Here is a 23,938-nt window from a genome sequence, read left to right as displayed (position 1 = left end):
ACGGTAGCAACATCGGGGGCTTGCGGCGACATACTACGATGGAATACGTGGCTCACTGGATAGACGTGTGGAACAGCAATGAATGGCGTGAGGACACCGCCGCCTGGATCGATGCCGCGTGCGAGGCCTATGGCATCCAACGTGAGGGGGACGTGGACTTCTGGCCCGCCACCCTGCAGCAGATCAGCGCCCTGGTGCGCACCGACGCCGCCGATTTGATCTTCACCGCCACCGCCCCGGGCCTCACGGCCGAGGCGGCGATCACCGTGGCGGCCGGGCAGCTGCTGCCCGAACGGGTGGTCATGCCCCTGGCCATCGACCGCACCGCCGGCTACCTGCTCAGCCCCGACTTCGGGCACACGGTGCAGGCCCTGGGGGAAACCGTGGAAAGCTGGGAATTTGCCCTGCGTTCGCTGGCCTCGCTGCAGGTGGGGCTGATGGGCCAGGAACAGACGTTCTTTGACGCCGGGATGCCGGTGGTGGATCCGCAGTTCCTGCCCGAGCAGTTCGACCAGGCCCTGATGCTGCACGTGTCCCTGGAAAACGGGCACCCGCTGGCAATCACCGGTGAACAGGCCGACGAGCTGTATGCCGGCACCCCGGCCCTGGCCGAAGCCTGCCAGGTGCTGGCCCAGGCCCCGGTTCCCCTGAGCGTGGAACACGGCGCCTTCGGCCTGGACCAGGTGGTCATTCCCCCGGAGGTGGGGCTGCACGGGCGGATCCTGAACCTGGGGGCCGGGCACTGGGCCCACCCGTTCTCCTCCCTGGCCCAGCCGCTGGCGGCGATGCAGCAGCGGTGGGATTGCGAGATCCAGGACGAGCGCATCATGCGGGCGCTGTTCGCCTACCTGGAGGAGTTCTCCGCCTACGGCACCCCGGACGAGCTCTACGCGCTGATCGACCCGGCCTGCCTGATCGCCCCGCTGGCCCAGCATGAGGCCTGGCTGCGGCTGCTGGTGGAGGCCGAACCGGCGGAGATCGAGCACTTTGCCCCGCAGATCCTGCAGACCCTGCAGATCTCCGGGTAGCGGTCCCGGCCGCGTTCACCCGCACAGAGTCCCAGGCCACGGGGCTGCTGGGGAGGAGCTTGGCGATCGAAGCTGAGGCATGCGCGCGAGGCTGCGGTTTGCCGGATAATTCAGCTGGCGGCAGCGCTACCTGGGGTAGTCCTGCAGCACCCGGCTGAGCAGCTGCGCCTCATCGCTGACCAGTGCATCCACCCCCTGATCCAGCAGCCGCCGCATGCTCGGCTCGTCATTGACCACCCAGACATGGACCTGCATGCCCGAACGACGCACCGCGCGGATGAAGCGCCCGGTGGTCACCGGGATCATGCCGTGGCGCCGGGGAACCTGGACGGCCCAGAACTCCTTGGGGTATTTCGCCGGAACCCGCCCGATCAGATGGGCCCAGAGCCAGATGCGGGTCATTTCCCGGGTGCCCGGGCTGGTGCGCACCGGGCGGGAGAGCAGGTGGGCGGTGGCCCGGGTGCGGGCGGTGTCGAAGGAGGCCAGCGCCACCCGGTCATGGCTAGCGGTGCGCTCAATGACCTTGGCCAGCGGCGCAATGACCGCCACGTCCTTCACATCGATGTTGAACATGACATCGGGGAAGGCGTTGATGAGCTCTTCCAGGGTGGCCAGCGGCTCGGTGCCGGCCCGCAGCGCGCCGACCTGCTCGGCGCTCAGGTCGTTGAACCGGCCGGTCCCGGCGGTGATGCGCTCCAGGGTTTCGTCGTGGAAGGCATAGACGGTCTGGTCGCTGGTGGCGCGCACGTCGGTCTCGAAATGGCGGATCCCGGCCGCATAGGCGCGCTGAAACGCGGCCAGCGTGTTCTCCTCGGCGCCGCGGCGGTACCCGCGGTGGCTGAAACCGAACTTCACTTCAGCAGCCGTTCGATCACCTGGGCCACCCCGTCCTGGGAAAACGGCGGGGCGGTCAGCCGTGTGGCGGCCAGCGTCTCGCGGTGGCCATCGGCCATCGCATACCCATGCCCCACGAACTGCAGCATTTCAATGTCATTGGGCATGTCCCCGAACGCCATGATCTCCTCGGGCTTGATGTCCAGTTTGCGGGCGTACTCATTCAGCGTGTGCGCCTTGTGGATCTCCAGGTGCGCCATCTCCAGCAGCGAGACGTCGGTGGCCGAATGGGTCAGCCACAGCAGCTGGGACAAATCCGGGTACACGGCCTGGTAGAACTCCTCGACCGGCAGCCCCGGCGAGCGCGCCAGGAACTTCACGATCCCCTCCGTGTCCAGCTCCTGGCTGTGCAGGTCCAGTTCCGCCAGGGAGCCCAGGGTGCGCCCGGCCTGGGCGAACCCCTGGCCCAGGTGCAGGCCCTTGGTGGTTTCGGCGGCGAAGCTGGCCTGGGGTTCATGGTGCAGGATGATCTGCTGGGCCTGGCGGGCGGTGGCGATGTCGATGGTCTGCGCCCACAGCACCTGGTCGTTTTCCAGGTCGTACAGCACCGCCCCGTTGGAGCAGATCACCGTTCCCAGCCCGCCAAAGGCGTCCACGATCGGGGTCAGCCAGCGGTAGGGCCGTCCGGTCACGAAGACGATGTGGATCCCGGCGGCCCGGGCGGCCAGGAATGCGTCCCGGGTGCGGGCCGAGATCTGCCCGGTTCCCGAGACGATCGTGCCATCCAGGTCGGAGGCGATCATCTTGATCACGCCAGCTCCCGGCGGTAGGGCGGGTTCGCCCCGGCCCGGGTGACGGTGACGGCAGCGGCCTTCGAGGCGAAGTCCAGGGCGGCCTGCAGCTCCTGCAGACTCACCGCGGCCAGCCGCTCACGCTGCCCGGCGCCGATCAGCCCGTGGTCGGCGAACCAGCACAGCAGCGCCGCGGTGAACGAGTCCCCGGCGCCCACGGTGTCGGTGACCTCCACCAGCCTGGACTGCTGTTCCACGGTTCCGGCGCGCACCACCCCGAAGGACCCGGCCGACCCGGCGGTGGAGACCACCATGGCAGGTCCCAGCTCCAGCCAGGCGCGGGCGGTCTGCTTGACCGAGCGCATCGGGTAGAGCCAGCGCAGGTCGATGCCCGAAACCCGCACCACGTCCGCGGCGGCGACGAACTGCTCCACCTCGGCCACCGTTTGGGCGTGGTTGGAGACCAGCGAGGGGCGCAGGTTCGGGTCATAGCTGATGGTCGCGTGCTGCCGGGCGCGGGTGATCAGCGGCAGCAGCTCCGCGGGGCTGAACAGGGTGGCGATCGAGCCGGTGTGCACCAGCTGGCTGCCCGGATCCAGTTCGGTGACCAGGGTGGGCATCTGCCAGAACGCGTTGAAGGCGAACGTCGCTCCCCCGGCCGGGTCCAGCACGCCATGGGCGATCACGGTGGGCTTGTCATCGGCGCCGCCCAGGAACTTCACCTGGTTCTCGGCCAGGTGCTGCTCGATGGTGCGCCCCTTCTCGTCCTGCCCCCACCGGGAAACCAGGGTGCCGGGGTAGCCCAGCCGGGCCAGCGAGACGGCCACGTTCAGCGGGCTGCCGCCCACGAACTCCTGGGGCGGGGAAATCCCGGGGGCCAGGACATCGACCAGCGCCTCGCCGATCACCGTCGGGTTCATGTGCTTCCTCCAAAGTGCCAGGGTGCCAGTTCTGCGACGCAGGCCCGCCACTGGTCGCTGGCCGGGTCAATCCACGTGTAGTGGTCCCCGCCGAAAATTTCGGTGCGGTGCTCCTGGCCGCGGGCGCGGGCCTGTGCGGCGGCCTGCTCGGCCAGCTGCAGCGGAACATCCTCGTCCTGGCTCCCATGAAAGATTATGACACGCGCCCTCATCGGCCACAGCGCCACCGGGTTGACCTCTGCCAACGGGGTGTCGCCCAGCATCAGGGGCACCGCGTCGTCACTGAGCCGCAGCCGTTGGGCCAATTGCAGGTCCAGTAGCCCGGCCTGGCTGATCACCTGGGTGATGCGCGGCTCGGCGGCGGCCAGCACACAACCCAGCTGGGCGCCGGCCGAATGCCCGATGACGCTCAGCGGCCCGTCGGCGGGAATCAGCCCCAGCGCGGTGCGCGCGTCCTGCACCATCTGCCGGGCGCTGCCCGGCCCGCGGCGGTATTCCAGGTTGTAGGCCGCCACCCCGCGCCGGGCCAGGTCCGCGGCCAGGGGCCGGCCCAGGCCGGCGTCGTAGCCGGTGCGCCAGTAGCCGCCGTGGATGATCAGCACGGCCCCGGACCCGGTGGCCGCCGCGGGCAGGTGCGCCTCCAGGTACTGGTCCGGGTGCGTGCCGTAGCGGATCACTTGCCCGGGAATTGCGCTTTCCTCTTCTCCACGAACGCCGCCCGGCCCTCCACCGAATCCTCGGTGGTGAAGGCCTTGCGGAAGCTGGCGGCCTCCAGGTCCAGTCCGGCGTGCACGTCGGTGTCGGCGATCTGGTTGATCGCCCCCTTCACGTTGGCCACCGCCATCGGGGAGACGGCGGCGATCTCCTCGATGGTGGCCACCGCCGTGTCGATCAGCTCCGCGGCCGGCACCACCCGGTTGGCCAGTCCAATGCGCAGCGCCTCGGCGGCCTTGATGCGCCGGCCGGTGAAGATCAGTTCGCGGGCCATGGCCACGCCCACCCGCCGCGGCAGGCGCACCGACCCGCCGAACCCGGGCACCAGGCCCAGGTTGACCTCCGGCTGGCCGAAGCTGGCGTTCTCCGCGGCGTAGATGAAGTCGCAGGCCAGCGCCAGTTCGCAGCCCCCGCCCAGGGCGAAGCCGTTGACCGCGGCGATGACCGGGACCTGCAGGGCCTCCAGCGCCTCGGTGACCCGGTGCATGCGCCGGCCATAGGCGTCGGCGGCGTCGGCGTCCATGTCCTTCATCTGCACGATGTTCGCCCCGGCCACGAAGGACTTCTCCCCGGCCCCGGTCAGCACCACGCCGCGGTGCTCGAACCCGGTGCCCGCCAGGTGCGTGACCAGCTTCTCCAGGTCCTCCACGACCTCCAGGGCCAGTGCGTTCATCGACGCGGGGCGGTTGATGGTGACGATCAGGGCGCTGCCCTGGGTGCGTAGGCTCAGTGTCTCAAATTGCTCCATGACCCCACCTTCTCATGCCCAACCCCTGCCCCACTAGACTTTTAGCGGCCGGCGCACCGGGGCGGGGCTAGCGGCGCTTGCGGGGTTTGGGGTGGCGTCCCGGGGACGGGTTGCCGCCCGCCGCGGGCTTGCGCCCGGCCTTGCGTTCGGTGCGGGCCTGGTGCTGCTGCTTCTGGCGCACCGAGGCCTGCCGGGAACTGGTGGCGCTGCGCCCGCGCACAACCCCGATGAACTCCTCCACGATCTCAAGGTTCGCCGCGTCCACCGGCCAGCTAATGCCAATCTGGGTGGGTTGCCCGTCCTCGATCACGCGGTGGATGACGTCCTTGCGGGCGTGCAGCCGGGCCAGGCTCATCGGCATGCGGGCCACGAACGCGCCGCTGGCCACCACCTCCAGCGCCATCTCCACCCCGCCGCGCTCGGGCGGGTAGTCCGCCAGGTCCAGCAGCGCAAACTTTTCCACCTCGGCGGCCGGAATGCTCTCGTCGTAGTACTCCACGTCGTGCTCACGGGCGGCGCACACCACCTCCAGCTCCTGGTAGAGCGGGATCACGTGGCGGGTCTCGTCCTTCGGCGACTGCCCGGGGGCGTAGCGCACGAACACCACATCGGCGCGCCCGGCGGACAGTTCCTCCAGGATCGGCCCGGCGTCGTGGCGCCGGGCGCTGAGCTCGATCTGCGGGTAGCGCTGGGCGAAACGGTCAATCCATTTGCCCGGAACCACCCCGGCGGCGTAGGTAATGCGTAGCTGTTGCACGCTTAAAGACTAATGCGTGGCCGCCGGATCCCGGTGGCCACGCATCTGCGGTGCGCAGTGTCCTACTTGTCGGTCTTCACAACCAGCACATCGCACGGTGCCGAGTGGGCGACCGAGGAGGCGACCGAACCCAGCACGCGGCCCAGGCCGCGCATGCCGACGTTGCCGACCACGATCATCGAGGCGTTGCGGGAGTTGGCCTCGGAGATCAGCACCTCGGCAGGCTTGCCGTGTCCGGCGGCGGCGGAGACGTTGGCCTCGGGCTGGGCGTCGCGCACGTCGCGGGCCACACGCTCGGCCAGCTTGCGGGCCTGCTCGGCGTCATCCAGGATCCAGGTGTCCGAGCCGATGGAGACGACCTCGGTGTTGTCCGAGGCGTGGGCGGTCACCACGACCAGTTCGGCACCGAGCTTGGCGCTCAGGTCGGCGGCGCGGCGCGCGGCCTTCAGTGCGGTTTCCGAGCCGTCAACGCCCACGATGATGGTTTCAGACATAATGCGTTTCTCCTTGGGTTGATGTTCCAGTTCTGTGCGTAGCACGCGCTTGTGCACACCACTCTATGTGATGCGTGCCACGTGAAAGTCCTTAGCCGGCGTGCTTCTTGAGGAATTCGACCGAGCGCTGCCAGGCCTGCCGGGCGTATTCGGGCTTGTAGTTACCCGCCGGGTTCTGGTCATTGTGGAAGGCGTGGTCCGCGTCGTAGTAGTAGAAGGTGACCTCCGCCCCGGATTCGCGGCGGATCTGCTCTTCCTGGGCCCGGGCGTCCTCGACGGGGTAGAACCCGTCATGGATGGCGTAGTGGCCCTGGATGGCGGCCTTGACGCCCGTGTAGTCATCCGGCACCGCCTGGCCCACCCCGTAGAACGGGACGGCGGTGGCAATCTTCTCCCCCTGCTGGGCAGCCAGGTTCAGCACGAAGCCACCACCCATGCAGAAGCCGATCGCACCGACCTTGGTGGAGGTGACCTCCTCGCGCCCCAGCAGGTAGTCCACGGCTCCGGCCAGCAGCCGGGCGCCTTCGGCCTCGGGCAGCTCGCTCATCATCTTGGCCGCTTCATCCCCGTCATGGGTGATCCAGCCGCCAAAGAGGTCCGGGGCCAGGGCGACGAACCCCTCGGCGGCCAGTCGGTCTGCCACGTCGCGGATGTGGTCGGTCAGGCCCCACCATTCCTGGATCACAATCACCCCGGGTCCGCGCCGGGATTCGGGCACCGCCAGGTATCCGTGGGCCTCGCCGTCGACCGAGTCGAAGGTGACGTTCTGATGGGGAGTTTTGACAGCCATGACACATCCTTAGTCGGGGTGACTTGAACTTTGATAACAGTCTATGTAATCGCCGGAGCCTTTGGCATTAATCGGTATCACAAAATCCAGCGGTTTCCGCACGTATTCGCCCCCCGGAATGAGACAACGCCGCCGGGCACCGCCACGGGGCGGGGACTCGACGGCGTTGGGCGGGGCGCCGGCGGCAGCGCCGACGCCGGGGGCGCTTTGCCTAGGCCATGGACGCCAGCAGGTCGGCGCAGGCCAGGGCGCAGCGGCGGCAGGCCTCGGCGCAGATGCGGCAGTGCTCGTGCATCTCGGCGTGGCGTTCGCATTCCTCGGCGCACACCTCGCAGGCGGCCTGGCAGGCTTCGAGGATGGAGCGCAGCAGGGTCGGGTTCGCCCCGGTCTGCCGGGTCAGCACCGCGCCGGTGGCGGCACAGATGTCGGCACAATCCAGGTCGGTGCGGATACAGGTGCGAAGCTCTGCCACCATGTCCTCGGCCAGGCAGGCGTCGGCGCAGGCCGTGCAGACCTGGGCGCATTCAAAACAGGCGGCAATGCAGGCGGCCAACTTTTCGCGATCCACCCCGGCCAGGTCCTTCGGGTAGGTCTCGAGCATCGAGCTTACGTGCGTCATGATGTTCCCCTTTCCACAAGCGCGGTGCGCCGGTGGCTCCGGCTCACCTTGCTCATGACACTAGGGATAACCCCAGGAGCAGTACACCCGATTGAGCGTTTACCAAGGCGACGTGACGATCTCTCCCATGACCATGCTCCGACATCACATTCCATTCTTGGAATACAGCCAAGTCAACGACTCCCGAGGCGTTGCAGAATGACGCCGCAGTGGCCTTAGACCTGGGAGGTGCCGAAGCTGCTTTCCAGGCGGCCCGCATCCGGGTAGGCGGCCTGGGTTCCCTTGGCGGTGGTGGCCAGCGCGGCGCTGCGCGAAGCGTAGGCCGCCGCGCTGTGCAGCGGATCCCCGGCGGCCAGCCGCGCGGCCAGCGCCCCGGTAAACGCATCCCCGGCACCAGTGGTGTCAATCGCCTTGACCTTGGTCGGAGCGATGCGCACCGCCTCGATCCCGGCCTGGAGCACCACCGAGCCTGCACTGCCCAGGGTGATGACCGCATTCCTGATCCCCCGCGTGCTAAGCAGGTCGGTCACCGCAGACCAGGCCGCGAGGGGCGCCTGGGCATCGGGCAGCGGCTGCCCGCCCAGGAACTGGGAAGCCTCATGCACGTTGACCAGCAGCACGTCGGTGGCCTGGACCAGCGCCGGGTCCACCTCCGCGTAGGGGGAAAGGTTCAGCAGCACGGTGGCGCCATGCCGCTGGCCGGCCTGCGCGGCGGCCAGCACTGTATCGGGGGCAACCTCCAGGCACAGGCAGACCACGCCGGCCTGGGCAAAGCGCTGCTCCTCCTGCTCCACATCCTCACGGTCCAGGGTGCCGTTCGCGCCGGCGGAAATGACAATGGTGTTCTCCCCGCTGGCATCCACCGTGATCACCGCGACCCCGGTCTCCACCTGTCCCCGGCGGTAGACGCTGGAGACGTCAACTCCGGCGGCCCGGCAGGAATCCAGCAGCATCGCACCGTTCGCGTCGTTGCCCACGGCTCCGATCAGGGCCACCCGGCCCCCCAGTTTCGCGGCGGCCACGGCCTGGTTGGCGCTCTTGCCGCCCGGCCCGACGTTGAAGCCGTGCCCGTGCAGGGTTTCCCCGGGCTGGGGGTGGCGGTGGGTGTAGATCCCCAAATCGGCGTTCAGCGATCCGACTACGATAATTTCTCGTCCTGGTGTGGCGTTCATGCCTCGACCTCCGCATCGACGGGCTTGGGAATCAACAACGACGTGGCCAGGGCCAGCACGGTAATGACCAGGCCGGTGACCAGCACGGCCAGGTAGGACCCGTGTACGCCCAGCGGCGCCGCGGCCACCTGCACGGCCGGCAGCAGCAGGAAGCTGACCCCGGCACCGAGGTTAAACGCCCCGGCGTTCATCCCCGGCAGGAAGCCCGGGTTGCCCGGGGGTGAGAGGACCACGCCCAGTCCGTTGAGCATGATGTTCACCGTACCGGCATAGCAGATGCCCAACAACGCGCTGCCGGCGATCATCCACGGCAGGGAGTTCAGGCCCAGGACCAGGATCAGCACCAGGGACAGGATGGAGCCGATCATTCCGGCGCGCAGCACCGTGGTGTAGCCAAGGACCGGGGCCAGCCGTCCGCTGATGGGGCCGAACACCCAGCCCAGCAGGGCGTACGGGGTCAGGATCAGCAGCGCGGTCTGGGTGGCCCCGATGCCGAAGCCGGGCTCGGCGGCCTGGACGAAGGCCGGGATGATCCCGTTGATGACGGCGAAAATACCGGTCATCGTCAGCAGGGTGGTCAACAACGGCGCCCAGGTGGAACGCAGGCGCAGATGGCGGATCTGCACCATCGGCTCGGCGACCCGCTGTTCGGTGCGCCAGAACGCGGCAAAGCACAGTCCGGCGAGCGCCAGCAGCGCCAGTGAAATCAGCAGCGTGTCGGTGCTGAAGGCGCCAATGAGCGTGGCCGCCTCGTTCAGGGCCGTGAGCAGCGCACCCACGGCGATCACAATGTAGATGACTCCACGCCAGTCCATGCCGGTCCCCGCCTGCGGCTTGCTTTCGGCGCACAGCATCGCCACCGCGACGGTGGCCAGCAGGGCGAGCACGACCATGAACCAGAAGATCGAGCGGAACCCGAAGTTCTCAGCCAGGTAGCCGCCGAGGAAGGAGTCCACCCCGGCCACCCCGCCGTTCACGGCCAGGATCAATCCCATGAGGGTGCCGTAGCGTTTCGGGTCGCTCACCGCGCTGCGCAGCATCAGCAGGCACAGCGGCACGGTGGGCCCGGAGACGCCCTGGATGATGCGCCCGACGAACAGCCACCCGATGTTGGGGGCCAGCGCGGCGATCATCGAACCGACGGCGGTGGCCAGCATCATGCCCACCAGCACCCGCTTGCGCCCCACCACATCGCTGAAGCGCGGCAGGAAGAGGGAGAACAGTGCCGCCGTGGTGAAGAACCAGGTCTGGCTCAGCCCGATGGAGGCCTGGTCGGCGTTGAGTTCCTCGCCCATGGTGACCAGGGCCGGGGACAGCATGGAGGCGTTGAGCTGGAAGGCCACGCAGGCGGTGAGCAGGGCGATCATCAACCCCGCGGCATTGCGCCGGTCGGTTCCCGGCATCGCTGGGGCGCTCACCGGGCACCGGCGTTCTGTGCGGTGGGCAGCTGGACTTCACCGATGTTGTGCAGCGCCTGGATCACCAGGTCCCAGAAGCGTTCGTGGTCCAGCTCCATTGCCACCGAGGTGTTGCAGTCGGCGGGGGCCGGGGCGCGGAAGTCGGCGACGGTCATGCCCAGGGTCAGTGCGCCGGACAGTTCAATGTCCACCGGCACCTTGACGGTGGAGACCACGGTGGGGTCGATGACGTAGGCAACTGCGCAGGGGTCGTGCACCGGTGGGGCGTCAAAGCCCTGGGCGTCCTTGTAGGCGGCCTTGAAGAAGTCCATCAGTTCGCGCACGAAGCGGGCCGGGGCGGTGCCCACCGCTTCGATCCGTTCGATGACCTCGTCGGTCGCCAGCGCCTGGTGCGTCAGGTCCAGGCCCACCATCACCACCGGCCAGGATTCGTTGAAGACGATGTGCGCGGCCTCGGGGTCGATCTTGATGTTGAACTCGGCCACGGCCGACCAGTTGCCGACATGGCAGCCCCCGCCCATGAGCACCACTTCACGCACGCGCTCGACGATGCGTGGTTCCTTGCGGGCGGCAAGCGCAATATTGGTCAGCCCGCCGGTGGGCACCAGGGTGATTTCCCCCGGTTCGTGGCTCATGATCGTCTCGATGATCAGGTCCACGGCGTGGCGCCGATCCAGTTCAATGGCCGGTTCCGGCTGCAGCGGTCCATCCATCCCCGAATCCCCGTGGATGTCGGGGGCGTTTTCAATGGTGCGCACCAGCGGCCGGGCACAACCGGCGGCGAAGGGAACACCGGTGATTCCGGCGATGGTTCCCACGGCCAGCGCGTTGGCGGTGACCTTTTCCAGGGTCTGGTTGCCCACCACGGTGGTGACGGCCAACAGGTCGATCCGCGGGTTGCCATGGGCCAGCAGCAGTGCCACCGCGTCGTCATGCCCGGGGTCGCAGTCCAGGATGATCTTGCGCGGCGCATCGGGGTTCGTCACGGCCATCAGGTCCTCCACATCATTGGGGAACCGGCCGCTTGGGCCGGTACAGAGCTTGGTTCTGGGAAGATTCTGCTCCGTTAAGCGCTTTACGTCAAACGCTTAACTTGGCTTCGGGTTTGGGGTTCCCGCGCCCACCTGCCCCAGAGGGCGCAGCGGATAGGATAGTGACATGAATCCCAAGGACCCCAACGCCGGCGAACGGCCGCCACGCCCCGTCACCGCGGCCATGGTGGCCCGCGCGGCCGGGGTCTCCACCGCCACCGTCTCCCTGGTGGCCAACGGCAAGGCCAGCGGACGGGTTTCCGAGCGCAACGTGCAAAAGGTGCGCCAGGCCATCAGCGATCTGGGGTACGTGGTGGACGGGATCGGCAGCTCCCTGGCCCGGGGTGTGAGCTCCACCGTCATCATGGTCGCCCCGGACATCTCCAACCCCTTCTTCGCCCGGCTGATCGCCGGGGTGCGCAAGGTCCTGGGTTCGGACTACCAGCTGCTGCTCTCGGTCACCGATCCCGGCCAGTCCCCCAGCGTCCCGGAGGTGCGCCGGCTGCTGGGCCTGCGTCCGGCGGGTCTGCTCATCGATGCGCCAAACCGGCAGTTCCTGAGCGAACTGGGTTCGCCCATCCCGGTGGTGGCCATCGACGCCCCCGACGCCCCGCCGCAGGTGCCGGCCGTCAACCTGGATGTCGCCCAGGGGGCCCGGGACATGGTCGAACACTTCGCCGGACTCGGGCACCGCAAGGTCGCGTACCTGGACGCGAACACCGGGACCGCCACCCTGCGCCAGCGCCAGCAGGCCTTCACCCATGCCGTGCACGAACACGGAATGCAGCTACCCGAGGGGGCGGTGATCGCCACCACCATCGACGTGGGAGAGGCGGCCGCCGGTTTCGCCGCGGCGTGGCCGCAGTGGCAGGCGCAGGGGATCACCGCGATCGGCTGCGCCACCGACACCCACGCCTACGGGGTGCTGCAGGAGGCCCGGGTGGCCGGGCTGCAGCTTCCCGACGAGCTGGCCGTGGCCGGCTTCGATGACCTTCCCTACTCCTCCACCACCAATCCTCCATTGACCAGCATCAACCTGGACGCCGAAGGGCTGGGCAGCGGGGCCGCCCGGCAGCTGCGCCGGCTCATCGAGGGTGAACCGCTGGATGCCTCGCATCTGGTGCTGCCCGGACAGCTCGTGGTGCGCGGCTCCACCGTCGCCCAAGCCTAGGGGCCAACAACACCAGGCCGGAACCCGGGGCAGAAGTGTGCAAGAATGCTGTTACCCATATCACTTTCACTACGGATCGTCGGGCACGTACCTGCCCGTGAAAGGAATGTCGTCATGGCATCTGTGACTTTTGAGAAAGCCACGCGTATCTATCCCGGTGCACTGGTTCCCTCGGTGGACGGCATCGACCTGGAAATCGCCGATGGGGAATTCCTCGTCCTGGTCGGCCCCTCGGGCTGCGGCAAGTCCACCACACTGCGCATGCTGGCCGGGCTGGAGGAGGTGGACGGCGGGACCATCCGCATCGGGGACCGGGACGTCACGAACGTTCCGCCCAAGGACCGGGATATTGCCATGGTCTTCCAGAACTATGCGCTGTACCCGCACATGAGCGTGGCGGAGAACATGGGCTTCGCGCTGAAGATCGCCGGGGTGGACAAGGAAGAACGGGCCCGGCGTGTGCGCGAGGCAGCGCAACTGCTGGATCTGGAACAGTACCTGGACCGCAAGCCGAAGGCGTTGTCCGGCGGCCAGCGCCAGCGGGTGGCCATGGGCCGGGCGATTGTGCGCTCACCGCAGGTGTTCCTCATGGATGAACCGCTGTCGAACCTGGACGCGAAGCTGCGCGTGCAGACCCGCACCCAGATCTCCTCGCTGACCCGCCGGCTCGGGGTCACCACCGTGTACGTCACCCACGACCAGGTGGAGGCGCTGACCATGGGAGACCGTGTGGCGGTCTTGAAGGAAGGCACCTTGCAGCAGGTGGGAACCCCGCGTGAACTCTATGACCGGCCCAACAACGTCTTCGTCGCCGGTTTCATCGGCTCCCCGTCCATGAACCTGCTGGAGCTCACCGAGACCGGGGGCCAGGTGGCCTTCGGCAATACGGCCTACCCCGCCCCGGGAGCCTCCGGCGGCACCACCTTCGGCATCCGTCCCGAGGATTTGCGCCGGGCAGCCCCGGGCGAGGGTGTCGAACTGCACGTGGACGTGGTGGAGGAACTCGGCGCGGACGCCTACATTTACGGCAGCGTGCACCTTGAGGGCAAGGACCACCCGGTGGTGATGCGGGTGGATGGGCGCAAGCCGCCGCAGCGGGGCGAGAAGATCAACATCGTCCCGGAGCCCGGACACATCCACCTGTTCGACACCGCCTCGGGCCAGCGCCTGACCCAGGCCTGACTTCCCACTGATGGTCCTGGCCGCCGGGCCCGGTGGCCAGGACCGGCCTAGTCGCGCTCCACCCGGTGCAATTCGACCTCCAGGCGGCGCCCCGTCACCACCACGCTCATCATGGTGCAGTGTGGCTGGCGGCGCCGGCCCGTGGGGGAACCGGGATTGAGCAGGCGCATCCCGCCGGGAGAAACCGTATCCCAGGGGATATGCGAGTGCCCGAACACCAGTACGTCGCTGCCGGCAAACGCCGCGTCCGCGCGTTCCTCACGGCGCCGGGCAGGCCCGGTCTCGTGAATGAGGGAGAACTTCAGCTCCTCCACGGTGAAGTGCGCGACTTCCGGCAGCCGCTGCCGCAAATCCGGACCGTCATTGTTCCCGTAGACCCCATGGAGCTGGCGGGCCCGGTTAAAGAGCAGTTCATAGGTCGGCAGATCGATCCAGTCCCCCGCATGAATCACGGCATCGGCGGCCGCAACGGCCTGAAGCACCGCAGAGGGCAGTTTCCTTGCCCGGGCGGGGACGTGGGTGTCGGCGAGCAGAAGAAGTCGTGTGGCCATGCCTTACATCTTCAGGCCTCGGCGCGCCGGGGACAAGCGCCGAATCCAGACTGGCTCGCGGGGCCTGGGTTAAAGAAATATCCCGGGACATCAACTATGTGATGTCCCGGGATATCCGGTGTGTGCGCGAGGGGGGACTTGAACCCCCACGCCCTTGCGGGCACTGGCACCTGAAGCCAGCGCGTCTACCAATTCCGCCACTCGCGCTTGTTCGCTACTCTCGCAGCAACGAAAATAATCTTATACACACTCGATTCGATTCTCCTAATCGAAATGGGCAAATGTGGTTAGCGACACAATTGAAACTCTTTAGGTGTCCAAATCGTTGCCGTATCGTCGGACTGCGTGCAGTTGGCATCCTGCATTTCCACAGCCGAAAACAGTAAGATCGACAGAGACGTTCCGCGCCACACGGGTCGCAGGAACCAAGCACTTGCCCTGCGACATGCGTGAATCTAAGAAAGGAGCGCTCGAAATGAGCTTTCTCGACAACGTCGAACGTGGTCTAGAGAAGGTCGTCACCAGCTTCTTTCGTGGCAACAGCAGCGCGGAGATCAAACCGGTGGAACTGACTACTGCCCTGCGCAATGAAATGGACCGGGGCATCCTGGCCATCAGCGAAGGGCGCAGCCTTGCCCCCAACGACTTTGTCGTACACCTGAGCAACGATGACTACCAGACCGCCAAGGCCTGGGGTTCCTCGGTTGTCAACGAAATGGCCAAGGTTACCGCCGAGCACGCGATGAGCCAGGGATACTCGGTGCGGGACAACATCCGCATTCACTTCGTGGGCGAAGAGGACCGCCGCCGCGGTGAAGTCGAGATCAGCGCCTCCATCAAGGAAGGCGCGGCAGGCGCCGCCGCCTCCGCGTCGGTAAAGAATCCAGCTCCCGCTCCCACACCGGCCGCAGCACCGGCTCCGGCAACCCCGGCGGCCGAGCAGCCACGCACCACCGCCCAGCCGCGGGCCGCGGCCCGCCCCGAACCGGCACGCGCCGCCCCGGCACCGGTGGCCAAACAGGCCGTGCTGGAGGTTGATGGCCAGCGCTATGCCCTGCACCATCATTCGATTGTGCTGGGCCGTTCAGCCTCCACCGACATCCCGATCGATGACCCGGGCGTTTCCCGGCAACATTTCCGTGTCGAACAAAGAGGAGATGACTACGTGGTGCTCGATCTGGGGTCCACCAACGGCACCTTCGTCGACGGCCGCAAGGTCAACGGCGAGACCCGGGTGGGCGATGGCTCGGTCATTTCCCTGGGCAAGACCAAGGTTGTCTTCCGACTCATCGCCCAGGGGCAGAAGGGACGCGCATGAACGACCTGCTGCTCGCCCTGTTCCGCCTGGGCTTCCTGGTTCTGCTGTGGCTTCTGGTGCTCAGCGTCGTGGGCGCCATGCGCCGTGACCTGGTCATCGGGACCCGCGCCCGCACCGGCCAGCCCAGCGCCCGGGCGATCAAGAAGAACCCGACACTGGCTGAACCCGAACCGACCGCCCGCAAGACGGCCACCGCCCTGCAGGTGGTGGAAGGCCCACTTTCCGGCCGCGAAATCAAGCTTGACGGCCAGCCGATCCTCTTTGGGCGCGCCCAGGATGCAACCGTCGTGTTGGAAGACGACTACGCCTCCGGTCGCCACGCCCGGCTCTTCCCGCAGGGTTCGCGCTGGTTCCTGGAGGACCTGGGATCCACCAACGGCACTTTTATCGGGGAGAACCAGCTGTCGCGTCCGCAGCCCGTGGAATTGGGCCAGCGGATCCGCATTGGCAAGACTGTGCTGGAGTTGAAGGCCTAGCCTATGGCATTGAAGCTCAAGTTTGCCGCCCTGTCAGACGTAGGCCGAGTGCGTTCAAAGAACGATGATTCGGCCTACGTTGGCGAGTACCTGGCGGTGCTGGCCGACGGCATGGGCGGGCATGTCGGTGGCGACGTGGCTTCGGCCTCCACCGTGCTGGATTTGATCCACCTGGACCGCCGCTACACCCCGGACCCGCAGAACGCGCTGCCCGATGAGATCCAGGCGGCGAACCTGGTGCTGAACGAACTGGTGGGCGCGAACCCGAAGCTTTCGGGCATGGGCACCACCGTGACCTCGCTGCTGCTCTCCGAGGAAACGCTGCACCTGGCGCACATCGGCGACTCGCGCGCCTACCGGCTGAAGGACGGGGTGTTCGAGCAGATCAGCCGGGACCACACGTTCGTGCAGCGCCTGGTCGAGGAAGGCCGAATCCGCCCCGAGGAAGCATCGGTGCACCCGCACAAGAACGTGCTGCTGCGCGTCCTTGGCGATTCGGATGCCTCCCCCGAACTGGACATCCAGCAGCTGCCGGCCGCGGTCGGTGAACGCTGGCTGCTGTGCTCCGACGGCCTGACCGATGTGGTGCCCGACGAAATCATTGAGCAGGCGATGCGCACCACCGCGGACCTGGAGGAGATCGCGGCCGACCTGGTGGCCACGACCCTGCACAACGGGGCGCCGGACAACGTCACCATCGTCCTGTTCGACATTGTCGAAACTCCTGACCTGCCCCCGGTCCAGGCGGTCTCCGGGGAGCCGGAACCGGACACCGGACAGCTGACGATCGCCGTGGAGGGTGACATCGAGGCCAGCGCCTCGCTGATCCGCCATGAGATCTCCCAGCGCCCGCACGTACTGGTGGGCGCCGCCGACCTGGCCACCCAGACCGGGCAGATCCCGGTGGTAACCCAGAGCACCGGTGAGCGCCGCGCCGCGGCCCTGCTCACCCACCGTTCACCGGAAGCGGGCGACATGCTCGACCCGCTCGAGAGCCACGGCCCGCGTCGACGCTGGTTCCTGCCGGCGCTGCTGACCCTGATGAGCGTGCTGGTGGTGATCGTCGGCGCGTGGGGCTACCTGTGGACCCAAACCCAGTATTTCGTGGCTCCCAAGGACGGCAATGTGGCCATCTACCGCGGGGTGCCCCAGGAATTGGGGCCGATCTCCCTCTCCGAGGTGGAGTCGGTCAGCAATATCCCGCTCGAGGCCCTGCCCACCTATTCGCGTCAGCGGGTCGAGTCCTCGCTCTACGCGCAGGACCTGAACCACGCCCAGGCGATGGTGCACGAACTGCTGGTGACCGCCAAGCAGAAATGTCCGGTGCAGGCCCCGTCCAAGGACGACCAGAACAATGACCAGGAACCCGTGCCCGCCTACTGTGAGGAGATCATGCAATGAGCGAATTGCAGACAGCACCGGTTCCCCGGCGCAATTTCGAACTCCTCCTGCTCGTGCTCGCCCTGGGAGTTGGCTTCGCCGCCTTCTACCTGATCGGGACCGCCACCGAGGAAACCGACCGCAGCGGCTTCGTGTTGGAGATGGGGATCCTCAGTGGCCTGGCGCTGCTGGTCCACATCCTATTGCGGCTTTTCGCCAAATATTCTGATCCGGTAATACTTCCGATTACGATCGCCCTGAACTCGCTGGGTCTGGCCATGATCTACCGCCTGGACTTGGCAAAGTCCACGGAGCAATCGTTCCGCCAGCTGCTGTGGACGGGCATCGCCATGCTCATCGCCGCGGTGGTGATGTGGGCGGTGCGCGATCACCGCAACCTGCGCCGCTTTACCTATATCGCCCTGCTGGCATCCATTGTGCTGCTGCTGCTTCCGATGATTCCCGGGCTCGGGGTGACCATCAACGGCGCGCGGATCTGGATCCGGGTGGCCGGGTTCTCCCTGCAGCCCGGTGAGCTGGCCAAGATCACCCTGTCGATCTTCTTCGCCGGCTATCTCTCCTCCAACCGCGACCTGATCCTGATGGCCGGGCGCAAGGTCGGTCCCATGCAGCTGCCGCGCATGCGGGACATGGCGCCCATGGTGGTCGCCTGGATCCTGTCCATCGGCGTGCTGGTGGTCCAGCGCGACCTGGGGTCCTCGATCCTGTTCTTCGGCCTGTTCATCGTGATGATCTACGTGGCCACCGCCCGCATCTCCTGGGTGGTCATCGGCCTGCTGATGGTGGCGGTCGGCGGCGTGTTCGCCGCGACCACCATGAGCCACGTGACCCGACGCCTGACCACCTGGCTGGACGCGTTCAACCCGGACATCTACTACGCCACCGGCGGCAGCATGCAGATCGTCGAAGGCCTGTTCGGCATGGCCGACGGCGGGCTGATCGGCACGGGGCTGGGCAACGGTTCGCCCTACCGGGTGCCGCTGGCCAACTCGGACATGATCATCGCCTCCTTCGGCGAGGAGCTGGGGCTGATCGGCGTGGCCGCCATCATCATGCTCTACCTGCTGCTGGTCTCCCGTGGGCTGCGCGCCGCACTGGGATCGCGAGACAGCTTCGGCAAGCTGCTGGCCACCGGCCTGTCCTTCACCCTGGCGCTGCAGTGCATCGTGATCATTGGCGGGGTCACCCGGCTGATCCCGCTCACCGGTCTGGCCACCCCGTTCATGGCGGCCGGCGGATCCTCACTGCTGGCGAACTGGATCATTGTGGCGCTGCTGCTGCTGATCTCCCACAACTCACGCAGACCAATGACCGGGCATGTGGGCCCGACCGATGAAGTGGCCACCCCCGGTGCCAGCGATCCGAAGGCGGTGAAAAGCTAGTGAATCAGGCCATTCGGCGCGTTTGGGTTGCCCTGATGGTGATGTTCCTGGTCTGTTTCGGGGCGCTGAGCTATATCCAGTTCTTCGCCGCCGACCAGCTGGCGGGCAACGCCCTGAACAAGCGTGAGCTGTACCGTGAATTCGACATGCCCCGTGGGGCGATCCTGGTGGACGGCAAGCCGATCGCGGAGTCGGTGCCAACCGAGGACGGGCAGTTCACCTACCAGCGCGTCTACAACGACCCGGAGGTGTACGCGCACCTGACCGGCTTCTACTCGTTGGCCAACATGTCCACTCATCTGGAAAGCGAGCTGAACGACTGGCTGACCGGCAAGAGCTCCGACCTGCTCTTTGACCGGCTCTCCGCGCTGTTCACCGGCAAGACCACCGAGGGCGCCTCGGTGGAGCTGACCATCGACGACGAGCTGCAGCACAAGGCGTTCAACATGCTGCCCGACGGACTGCGCGGCACCATCATCGTCACCGATGTGAAGACCGGCGACGTGTTGGCCATGGCCTCCAAGCCCAGCTACAACCCGAACAAGCTCTCGGTGCATTCCACCAAGGCCGCCTCGGAGAACCTGAAGAAGCTGACCGGCGTCAAGGGTTTGAGCCCCTACGTCAACCCGGCGCTGGGCAACCGGTTCAGCCCCGGATCGACCTTCAAGATCCTGGATCTGGTCACCGGGCTGGAGTCCGGGAAGTACGACATGGACACCCCGGTCCCCAACCCGCAGCAGGTGAACATCCAGGGCGCGAAGATCAGCAACTTCGCCGAGGGAATCTGCGCCAACCGGACGCAGGCGGATCTGCGCTTCATCACCGCGCAGAGCTGCAACACGCCGTTCGCGCAGATGAGCGAGAAGCTGGGTTCGGCACCGTTCGAGGACGTGGCCGAGCGCTTCGGCTTCAACCAACAGCTGAACATCCCGCTGAAGGTAACCGAAAGCCAGTTCAAGCCCAACATGAGCGCCGGCGAACTGGCCCAGTCGGTCATTGGCCAGCGTGACGTGCAGGCCACCCCACTGCAGATGAACATGGTCGCCATGGGCATCGCCAACGACGGGGTGATCATGCAGCCGAACCTGGTCAAGAAGGTCATCGCCCCGGACCTGCGAGTCCTGGAGGAGACCAAGCCGAAGGAGTTCTCCACGGCCACCACCAAGGAGGTGGCCAACAAGGTCGCCGAACTGATGAAGGGCCCGGTGCAGTCCGGCACGGCGATGCGGGCCAACGTGCCCGGCGTGGACCTGCGGGTCAAGACCGGCACCGCGGATGTGCCGGATGACCAGCCGGGGCGCACGGTGAACTCCTGGGTGACCGGCTTCGCCCCGGGCGATGACCCCGAAGTGGCCATCACGGTGGCCTTTGAAAGAATTGACTACGACAAGAACCACCGGTTGGCGGTTTCCCTTATGAAGCAAATGACAGAGGCGGTGTTCAACCAGTGAGACCAGTTACCGGTACTACATTGGGAGGTCGCTACAAGCTGACCGACCGCATCGCGATCGGTGGCATGGGCGAAGTCTGGAAGGCTCGCGACCAGGTGCTGGGTCGGCTGGTGGCCATCAAGATCCTCAAGGAGGAGTACACCGGCAACGAGGGCTTCCTCACGCGCTTCCGCGTGGAGGCCCGGCACACCGCACTGCTGAACCACCCGGGCATCGCCGGCGTCTTCGACTACGGCGAGGAAGAGGGCTCGGCCTACCTGGTCATGGAACTGGTGCCCGGCCCGCCGCTGTCAACCATCATTGAACGGGACCGCAAGCTGGATGTGGACCGCACGCTGTCGCTGATCGCCCAAACCGCCCGGGCCCTGGCCGCAGCGCACGAGCACGGGCTGGTGCACCGTGACGTGAAGCCGGGCAACATCCTGGTCACCCCCTCGGGCAAGGTGAAGATCACCGACTTCGGCATCGCCCGACTGGCCGACCAGGTCCCGCTGACCGCCACCGGCCAGGTGATGGGCACCGCCCAGTACCTGGCCCCGGAACAGGCCACCGGGCAGACCGCCACCGGCAGCTCGGACATCTACGCGCTGGGTGTCATCGGCTACGAGTTGCTGGCCGGACGCCGGCCCTTCACCGGCGAATCCCAGATCGCCATCGCACTGGCCCAGGTCAACGACACTCCCCCGCCGCTGCCCGAATCCATTCCGGCCCCGGTGCGCCAGCTGATCATGTCCATGCTGGCCAAGGACCCGGCCGACCGCCCGAAGAACGCCAACGCCCTGGCCGACGCCGCCGAGGCCCTCCGCCACGAGGACACGCACACCGCGGTGCTCGCGGTGCCCGGCATGCTGCGCACCGGGATCGAGGACACCGCCACCCAGGCGATGAACCTGGACGATGAGAAGACCCAGGCGGTGCCCACCCAGGACACCACGGTGCAGGCTGCCGCCCCGGCCACCAGCGCCCTACCGGTCACCCCGGCGGCCACCCAGTCGCTGCAGGCCTCCTCCAGCTACCAGGACTTCGACTCCGATGGGCTGGCAGACAACGAGGACGCCCACGACCAGGAGGAGAGGAAGCGCGCCCCGTGGCTGGTCCCGCTGATCGTGGTCATCGTCCTGGCGGTGCTGATCGCCCTGGGGGCCTGGCTGATGCCGATGTTCACCGGCGCCAGCGACGGTGATGAGTCCAGCGTCTCCCCCACGGTGAGCGCGAGCGAGACCAGCAGCGAGCCGAGCGAGGAAACCACCGAGCCGACGCAGAGCACCATCGCCGCCAGCTCCCCTTCCGAGGATGCGCAGTCGCCGAAGACGGTGCAGGTCAGCAACGCCTTGCTCGGCCAGCACATTGATGCGGTCACCGCGCAGCTGCGGGACCTGGGCCTGAAGGTGGACGCGGTGGCTCGGCCCATGCAGGACGAGGATCCGGGCAACGTCACCGACATTTCCCCGATGGGCACCGTCAATGCGGGATCGACCGTGCGGGTCACCTACGCCATTGCCCCGGAAACCGTGGAGGTGCCCGGCGTGGTCGGCCAGTCCTCCAGTGCCGCCAGGTCGCAGCTGAAACAGGCCGGCCTGTCGGTCGGCTCGGTGACCGAGCGTGCCAGCGACGAGCCGGCCGGCACCGTGCTGAGCCAAAGCCCGGCCGCCGGCAGCAGCCAGACCCCGGGGAGCAAGGTCAGCCTGGTCATCTCCTCCGGCCCGGAGCCCAGCCCCGAGCCGACCGAAGCCACCTCCTCGGCACCGGCCGAGACTTCCTCCCCTGCCGCCGCCCCCTCCTCCTCGCCCACCGCATCGGCCACGGAAGATAACTGATGAACGAACAGTCAGTGCTTCCGCCGGGCGTGCCCGACCTGGTGGCAGGGCGCTACGAGCTGCAGTCGCTGATCGGGCGCGGGGGGATGGCGGACGTGTACCTGGGCATGGACCGGGTGCTTTCCCGGAAGGTCGCCATCAAGCTGCTGCGCCCGGACATGGCGCGCGATTCGATGGTGGTGGCGCGCTTTGAGCGTGAGGCCAAGGCGGTGGCCGGGCTCAGCCACCCGAACATCGTGGGCGTCTACGACACCGGGGTCATCCCGGCCGGGGACACCCGGCCCGATGAGCTGCCCTACATCGTGATGGAGTACGTCACCGGGCGCACGCTGCGCCAAATGCTGAAGGAAGAGCGGATCGAACCCGAGTTCGCCGTGGACGTGATGCACGGGGTCTGCCAGGCGCTGGAGCACTCGCACGCGAACCACGTGGTGCACCGGGACATCAAGCCGGCCAACGTCATGGTCACCGACGACGGGCACGTCAAGCTCATGGACTTCGGCATCGCCCGGGCCGTGAACGACTCCTCGGCCACGATGACCCAGACCGCCGCGGTGGTGGGCACCGCCCAGTACCTCTCCCCGGAGCAGGCACGCGGGGAGATCGTGGACCACCGCACCGACATCTACTCCGCCGGCTGCCTGCTCTATGAACTGCTGGTGCACGAGCCACCCTTCACCGGGGACTCCCCGGTATCGGTGGCGTACCAGCACGTCGGCGAGGACCCGGTGCCGCCCAGCGAGGCAAACCCGGACGTTCCACAGATCTACGATGCTGTGGTGCTCAAGGCGCTGGCCAAGGAACGCGACGACCGTTTCGACTCGGCCGCGGACCTGTCCCGGGCCCTGGACGACGCGTTGCACGGCATCCCCTACCAGGACCCGCAGCTGGCCACCAGCACCCAGCCCACGGTCGCCCTCTACCAGGAGCCGACCCAGGCGATGGACGCCGAGGCCGCCGCATACGATGCGTCCGCCATCCGTCCGCCCACCGACGAGCACCCGGTGTTCGCCAGCCGCCAGCAGCTGCACGACGCGACCCGGCGGCACAAGTCCAACCGGGGCATGTTCTGGCTGATCTCCATCATTGCCGCGATCGCGGTCATCGTCGCCGGCTTCATGGTCTACCGGATGATCCAGCTGGACCAGGAGCGCAACGCCCCGGTGGGCATCCCGAACGTGGAAAAGCTCTCCGAGGAGGAAGCCACCGCCCAGCTGACCGCGCTGAACCTGAACGTGCAGGTGGAGCACGAATACAGCGACGCCGTCGACGAGGACCTGGTGGTGCGCACCGACCCGAAGAGCGGTGCCTCGGTGCCCAAGGAAAGCCTGGTGCGCCTGTACATCTCCGACGGCTCTGAACAGCGCACCATCCCCGATTCGCTGGCAAACCAGACAGAGGTCGCCGCGCGCGAGGCACTGCGTGAAGCCGGGCTGGAAGTTGGCGAAGTCACCAGGATCAACCATCCAAGCATCCCCACCGACTGGGTGGTGCAGACCAGCCCGGAAATGGGTTCCAAGGTCAAGGTCGGCTCGCAGGTAGACCTGATCCTGTCCACCGGCAAGGTCACCGTCCCGGATGTCACCGGGTCCAGCCTGGATGACGCCAAGGCGAAGCTCGAGGCCGATGACCTCGGCCTGAAGGTGCAGTACACCTATGAGGAGAGCAGCGAAGCCGTCGACACCGTGCTCGAGCAGTCCTCCGGCCCGAACGAGGATGTGGAACAGGGCAGCACCATCCAGCTGACCATCGCCCGGGCGGCCGCCTCTTCCAGCCCGTCGCCGGATGAATCGGCTGAGTCCAGCGAATCCCCCAGCGAGAGCCCTTCGCCCTCGGCCAAGGAGGACTAGTTCCCTGTCTCCCGCCCCGGGCG

23 protein-coding genes and 1 tRNA gene are annotated in these 23,938 nt (G+C 67.2%); 10 read left to right on the top strand and 14 right to left on the bottom strand.

What is annotated here, in order from left to right; genetic code table 11:
• Positions 1-47 precede the first annotated feature (47 nt).
• The gene (locus tag GcLGCM259_RS00220) at positions 48-1,028 is read left to right on the top strand and encodes a hypothetical protein (RefSeq protein WP_138925394.1); all 981 of its coding nucleotides are present in this window, start codon (positions 48-50) and stop codon (positions 1,026-1,028) included.
• Positions 1,029-1,154: 126 nt separating this feature from the next.
• On the opposite strand, the gene GcLGCM259_RS00215 is transcribed toward GcLGCM259_RS00220, so the two are convergent.
• The 12 genes from GcLGCM259_RS00215 to uriH all read right to left on the bottom strand — a co-directional run bounded on the left by GcLGCM259_RS00215 (position 1,155) and on the right by uriH (position 11,277).
• Positions 1,155-1,883 carry a glycerophosphodiester phosphodiesterase family protein gene (locus tag GcLGCM259_RS00215; RefSeq protein WP_138173169.1) on the bottom strand — a complete coding sequence of 243 codons (729 nt, stop codon included), beginning with the start codon at positions 1,881-1,883 and terminating at the stop codon, positions 1,155-1,157.
• Positions 1,880-2,665: an HAD family hydrolase gene (locus tag GcLGCM259_RS00210; protein WP_175419469.1), complete on the bottom strand. Its 786-nt coding sequence runs from the start codon at positions 2,663-2,665 to the stop codon at positions 1,880-1,882. The genes GcLGCM259_RS00215 and GcLGCM259_RS00210 overlap by 4 nt, the downstream gene beginning before the upstream one ends.
• A gap of 5 nt (positions 2,666-2,670) precedes the next feature.
• Positions 2,671-3,573, bottom strand: a complete 903-nt coding sequence (locus GcLGCM259_RS00205) for a carbohydrate kinase family protein (protein ID WP_138173173.1) — start codon at positions 3,571-3,573, stop codon at positions 2,671-2,673.
• Entirely contained in the window at positions 3,570-4,250 is a 681-nt protein-coding gene (locus GcLGCM259_RS00200) for an alpha/beta hydrolase (RefSeq protein ID WP_138925392.1), read from the bottom strand. Before GcLGCM259_RS00200 ends, GcLGCM259_RS00205 begins: the two co-directional genes overlap by 4 nt.
• Complete coding sequence (locus GcLGCM259_RS00195) at positions 4,247-5,035, bottom strand: enoyl-CoA hydratase/isomerase family protein (RefSeq protein WP_138173178.1); 789 nt, start codon at positions 5,033-5,035, stop codon at positions 4,247-4,249. Before GcLGCM259_RS00195 ends, GcLGCM259_RS00200 begins: the two co-directional genes overlap by 4 nt.
• 67 nt (positions 5,036-5,102) lie before the next feature.
• Complete coding sequence (locus GcLGCM259_RS00190; RefSeq protein WP_138925391.1) at positions 5,103-5,792, bottom strand: LysR family transcriptional regulator substrate-binding protein; 690 nt, start codon at positions 5,790-5,792, stop codon at positions 5,103-5,105.
• A gap of 62 nt (positions 5,793-5,854) precedes the next feature.
• Positions 5,855-6,286, bottom strand: coding sequence for a universal stress protein (locus tag GcLGCM259_RS00185; RefSeq protein ID WP_138173182.1), 432 nt, complete (start codon positions 6,284-6,286; stop codon positions 5,855-5,857).
• 91 nt (positions 6,287-6,377) lie between these two features.
• Positions 6,378-7,076 carry a dienelactone hydrolase family protein gene (locus tag GcLGCM259_RS00180; RefSeq protein WP_138925390.1) on the bottom strand — a complete coding sequence of 233 codons (699 nt, stop codon included), beginning with the start codon at positions 7,074-7,076 and terminating at the stop codon, positions 6,378-6,380.
• A gap of 211 nt (positions 7,077-7,287) precedes the next feature.
• Positions 7,288-7,695: a four-helix bundle copper-binding protein gene (locus tag GcLGCM259_RS00175; RefSeq protein WP_138173186.1), complete on the bottom strand. Its 408-nt coding sequence runs from the start codon at positions 7,693-7,695 to the stop codon at positions 7,288-7,290.
• 215 nt (positions 7,696-7,910) lie between these two features.
• Positions 7,911-8,867, bottom strand: a complete 957-nt coding sequence (locus GcLGCM259_RS00170; protein ID WP_138925389.1) for a ribokinase — start codon at positions 8,865-8,867, stop codon at positions 7,911-7,913.
• On the bottom strand, positions 8,864-10,270 hold the full coding sequence (gene uriT / locus GcLGCM259_RS00165; RefSeq protein ID WP_138927123.1) for a uridine transporter UriT: 1,407 nt from the start codon (positions 10,268-10,270) through the stop codon (positions 8,864-8,866). The genes GcLGCM259_RS00170 and uriT overlap by 4 nt, the downstream gene beginning before the upstream one ends.
• 11 nt (positions 10,271-10,281) lie before the next feature.
• Positions 10,282-11,277, bottom strand: coding sequence for a uridine-preferring nucleoside hydrolase UriH (uriH, locus tag GcLGCM259_RS00160; RefSeq protein ID WP_138173190.1), 996 nt, complete (start codon positions 11,275-11,277; stop codon positions 10,282-10,284).
• Between the two features lie 166 nt (positions 11,278-11,443).
• Between uriH and GcLGCM259_RS00155 the strand changes: the two genes are divergently transcribed.
• Together GcLGCM259_RS00155 and GcLGCM259_RS00150 are read left to right on the top strand one after the other, a co-directional pair.
• A complete protein-coding gene (locus GcLGCM259_RS00155) occupies positions 11,444-12,487 on the top strand; it encodes a LacI family DNA-binding transcriptional regulator (RefSeq protein ID WP_246049664.1) in 1,044 nt (347 codons plus the stop codon).
• Positions 12,488-12,601: 114 nt separating this feature from the next.
• On the top strand, positions 12,602-13,669 hold the full coding sequence (locus GcLGCM259_RS00150) for an ABC transporter ATP-binding protein (protein ID WP_138925388.1): 1,068 nt from the start codon (positions 12,602-12,604) through the stop codon (positions 13,667-13,669).
• Between the two features lie 47 nt (positions 13,670-13,716).
• Here GcLGCM259_RS00150 and GcLGCM259_RS00145 read toward each other — a convergent pair whose 3' ends face one another.
• Both GcLGCM259_RS00145 and GcLGCM259_RS00140 read right to left on the bottom strand, forming a co-directional pair.
• Complete coding sequence (locus tag GcLGCM259_RS00145) at positions 13,717-14,220, bottom strand: metallophosphoesterase family protein (protein ID WP_138925387.1); 504 nt, start codon at positions 14,218-14,220, stop codon at positions 13,717-13,719.
• A gap of 123 nt (positions 14,221-14,343) precedes the next feature.
• Positions 14,344-14,427: transfer RNA gene (locus GcLGCM259_RS00140), tRNA-Leu, on the bottom strand.
• A gap of 268 nt (positions 14,428-14,695) precedes the next feature.
• On the opposite strand from GcLGCM259_RS00140, the gene GcLGCM259_RS00135 reads away from it, so the two are divergent.
• The 7 genes from GcLGCM259_RS00135 to pknB are packed head-to-tail and all read left to right on the top strand — an operon-like array spanning position 14,696 to position 23,915.
• On the top strand, positions 14,696-15,538 hold the full coding sequence (locus GcLGCM259_RS00135; RefSeq protein ID WP_138176408.1) for an FHA domain-containing protein: 843 nt from the start codon (positions 14,696-14,698) through the stop codon (positions 15,536-15,538).
• Positions 15,535-16,014, top strand: a complete 480-nt coding sequence (locus tag GcLGCM259_RS00130) for an FHA domain-containing protein FhaB/FipA (protein ID WP_054821811.1) — start codon at positions 15,535-15,537, stop codon at positions 16,012-16,014. The genes GcLGCM259_RS00135 and GcLGCM259_RS00130 overlap by 4 nt, the downstream gene beginning before the upstream one ends.
• 3 nt (positions 16,015-16,017) lie before the next feature.
• Positions 16,018-17,415, top strand: coding sequence for a PP2C family protein-serine/threonine phosphatase (locus tag GcLGCM259_RS00125; RefSeq protein ID WP_138925386.1), 1,398 nt, complete (start codon positions 16,018-16,020; stop codon positions 17,413-17,415).
• Complete coding sequence (locus GcLGCM259_RS00120; RefSeq protein WP_054821388.1) at positions 17,412-18,797, top strand: FtsW/RodA/SpoVE family cell cycle protein; 1,386 nt, start codon at positions 17,412-17,414, stop codon at positions 18,795-18,797. Before GcLGCM259_RS00125 ends, GcLGCM259_RS00120 begins: the two co-directional genes overlap by 4 nt.
• A complete protein-coding gene (locus tag GcLGCM259_RS00115; RefSeq protein WP_138176412.1) occupies positions 18,797-20,248 on the top strand; it encodes a penicillin-binding transpeptidase domain-containing protein in 1,452 nt (483 codons plus the stop codon). The genes GcLGCM259_RS00120 and GcLGCM259_RS00115 overlap by 1 nt, the downstream gene beginning before the upstream one ends.
• Positions 20,245-22,065 carry a protein kinase domain-containing protein gene (locus GcLGCM259_RS00110; protein WP_138925385.1) on the top strand — a complete coding sequence of 607 codons (1,821 nt, stop codon included), beginning with the start codon at positions 20,245-20,247 and terminating at the stop codon, positions 22,063-22,065. Before GcLGCM259_RS00115 ends, GcLGCM259_RS00110 begins: the two co-directional genes overlap by 4 nt.
• Positions 22,065-23,915 (top strand): Stk1 family PASTA domain-containing Ser/Thr kinase, encoded by a 1,851-nt coding sequence (pknB, locus tag GcLGCM259_RS00105; protein WP_138925384.1) that lies wholly within the window; start codon positions 22,065-22,067, stop codon positions 23,913-23,915. The genes GcLGCM259_RS00110 and pknB overlap by 1 nt, the downstream gene beginning before the upstream one ends.
• Positions 23,916-23,938: the final 23 nt, after the last annotated feature.

This window comes from Glutamicibacter creatinolyticus (assembly GCF_006094275.1).
GTDB classification, from domain to species: Bacteria; Actinomycetota; Actinomycetes; order Actinomycetales; family Micrococcaceae; genus Glutamicibacter; species Glutamicibacter creatinolyticus.
The sequence above is the reverse complement of the archived record's forward strand: the minus strand, read 5'-3'. Positions and strand labels throughout refer to the sequence as shown.

What these genes read in the sequence shown, in the direction of transcription:
- GcLGCM259_RS00210 (WP_175419469.1), bottom strand. Translation starts at nt 2,665, where the DNA reads ATGATCGCCTCCGACCTGGATGGCACGATCGTCTCGGGAACCGGGCAG.
- GcLGCM259_RS00205 (WP_138173173.1), bottom strand. Translation starts at nt 3,573, where the DNA reads ATGAACCCGACGGTGATCGGCGAGGCGCTGGTCGATGTCCTGGCCCCC.
- GcLGCM259_RS00195 (WP_138173178.1), bottom strand. Translation starts at nt 5,035, where the DNA reads ATGGAGCAATTTGAGACACTGAGCCTACGCACCCAGGGCAGCGCCCTG.
- GcLGCM259_RS00185 (WP_138173182.1), bottom strand. Translation starts at nt 6,286, where the DNA reads ATGTCTGAAACCATCATCGTGGGCGTTGACGGCTCGGAAACCGCACTG.
- GcLGCM259_RS00180 (WP_138925390.1), bottom strand. Translation starts at nt 7,076, where the DNA reads ATGGCTGTCAAAACTCCCCATCAGAACGTCACCTTCGACTCGGTCGAC.
- GcLGCM259_RS00175 (WP_138173186.1), bottom strand. Translation starts at nt 7,695, where the DNA reads ATGACGCACGTAAGCTCGATGCTCGAGACCTACCCGAAGGACCTGGCC.
- GcLGCM259_RS00170 (WP_138925389.1), bottom strand. Translation starts at nt 8,867, where the DNA reads ATGAACGCCACACCAGGACGAGAAATTATCGTAGTCGGATCGCTGAAC.
- uriT (WP_138927123.1), bottom strand. Translation starts at nt 10,270, where the DNA reads ATGCCGGGAACCGACCGGCGCAATGCCGCGGGGTTGATGATCGCCCTG.
- uriH (WP_138173190.1), bottom strand. Translation starts at nt 11,277, where the DNA reads ATGGCCGTGACGAACCCCGATGCGCCGCGCAAGATCATCCTGGACTGC.
- GcLGCM259_RS00155 (WP_246049664.1), top strand. Translation starts at nt 11,444, where the DNA reads ATGAATCCCAAGGACCCCAACGCCGGCGAACGGCCGCCACGCCCCGTC.
- GcLGCM259_RS00150 (WP_138925388.1), top strand. Translation starts at nt 12,602, where the DNA reads ATGGCATCTGTGACTTTTGAGAAAGCCACGCGTATCTATCCCGGTGCA.
- GcLGCM259_RS00145 (WP_138925387.1), bottom strand. Translation starts at nt 14,220, where the DNA reads ATGGCCACACGACTTCTTCTGCTCGCCGACACCCACGTCCCCGCCCGG.
- GcLGCM259_RS00135 (WP_138176408.1), top strand. Translation starts at nt 14,696, where the DNA reads ATGAGCTTTCTCGACAACGTCGAACGTGGTCTAGAGAAGGTCGTCACC.
- GcLGCM259_RS00130 (WP_054821811.1), top strand. Translation starts at nt 15,535, where the DNA reads ATGAACGACCTGCTGCTCGCCCTGTTCCGCCTGGGCTTCCTGGTTCTG.
- GcLGCM259_RS00125 (WP_138925386.1), top strand. Translation starts at nt 16,018, where the DNA reads ATGGCATTGAAGCTCAAGTTTGCCGCCCTGTCAGACGTAGGCCGAGTG.
- GcLGCM259_RS00120 (WP_054821388.1), top strand. Translation starts at nt 17,412, where the DNA reads ATGAGCGAATTGCAGACAGCACCGGTTCCCCGGCGCAATTTCGAACTC.
- pknB (WP_138925384.1), top strand. Translation starts at nt 22,065, where the DNA reads ATGAACGAACAGTCAGTGCTTCCGCCGGGCGTGCCCGACCTGGTGGCA.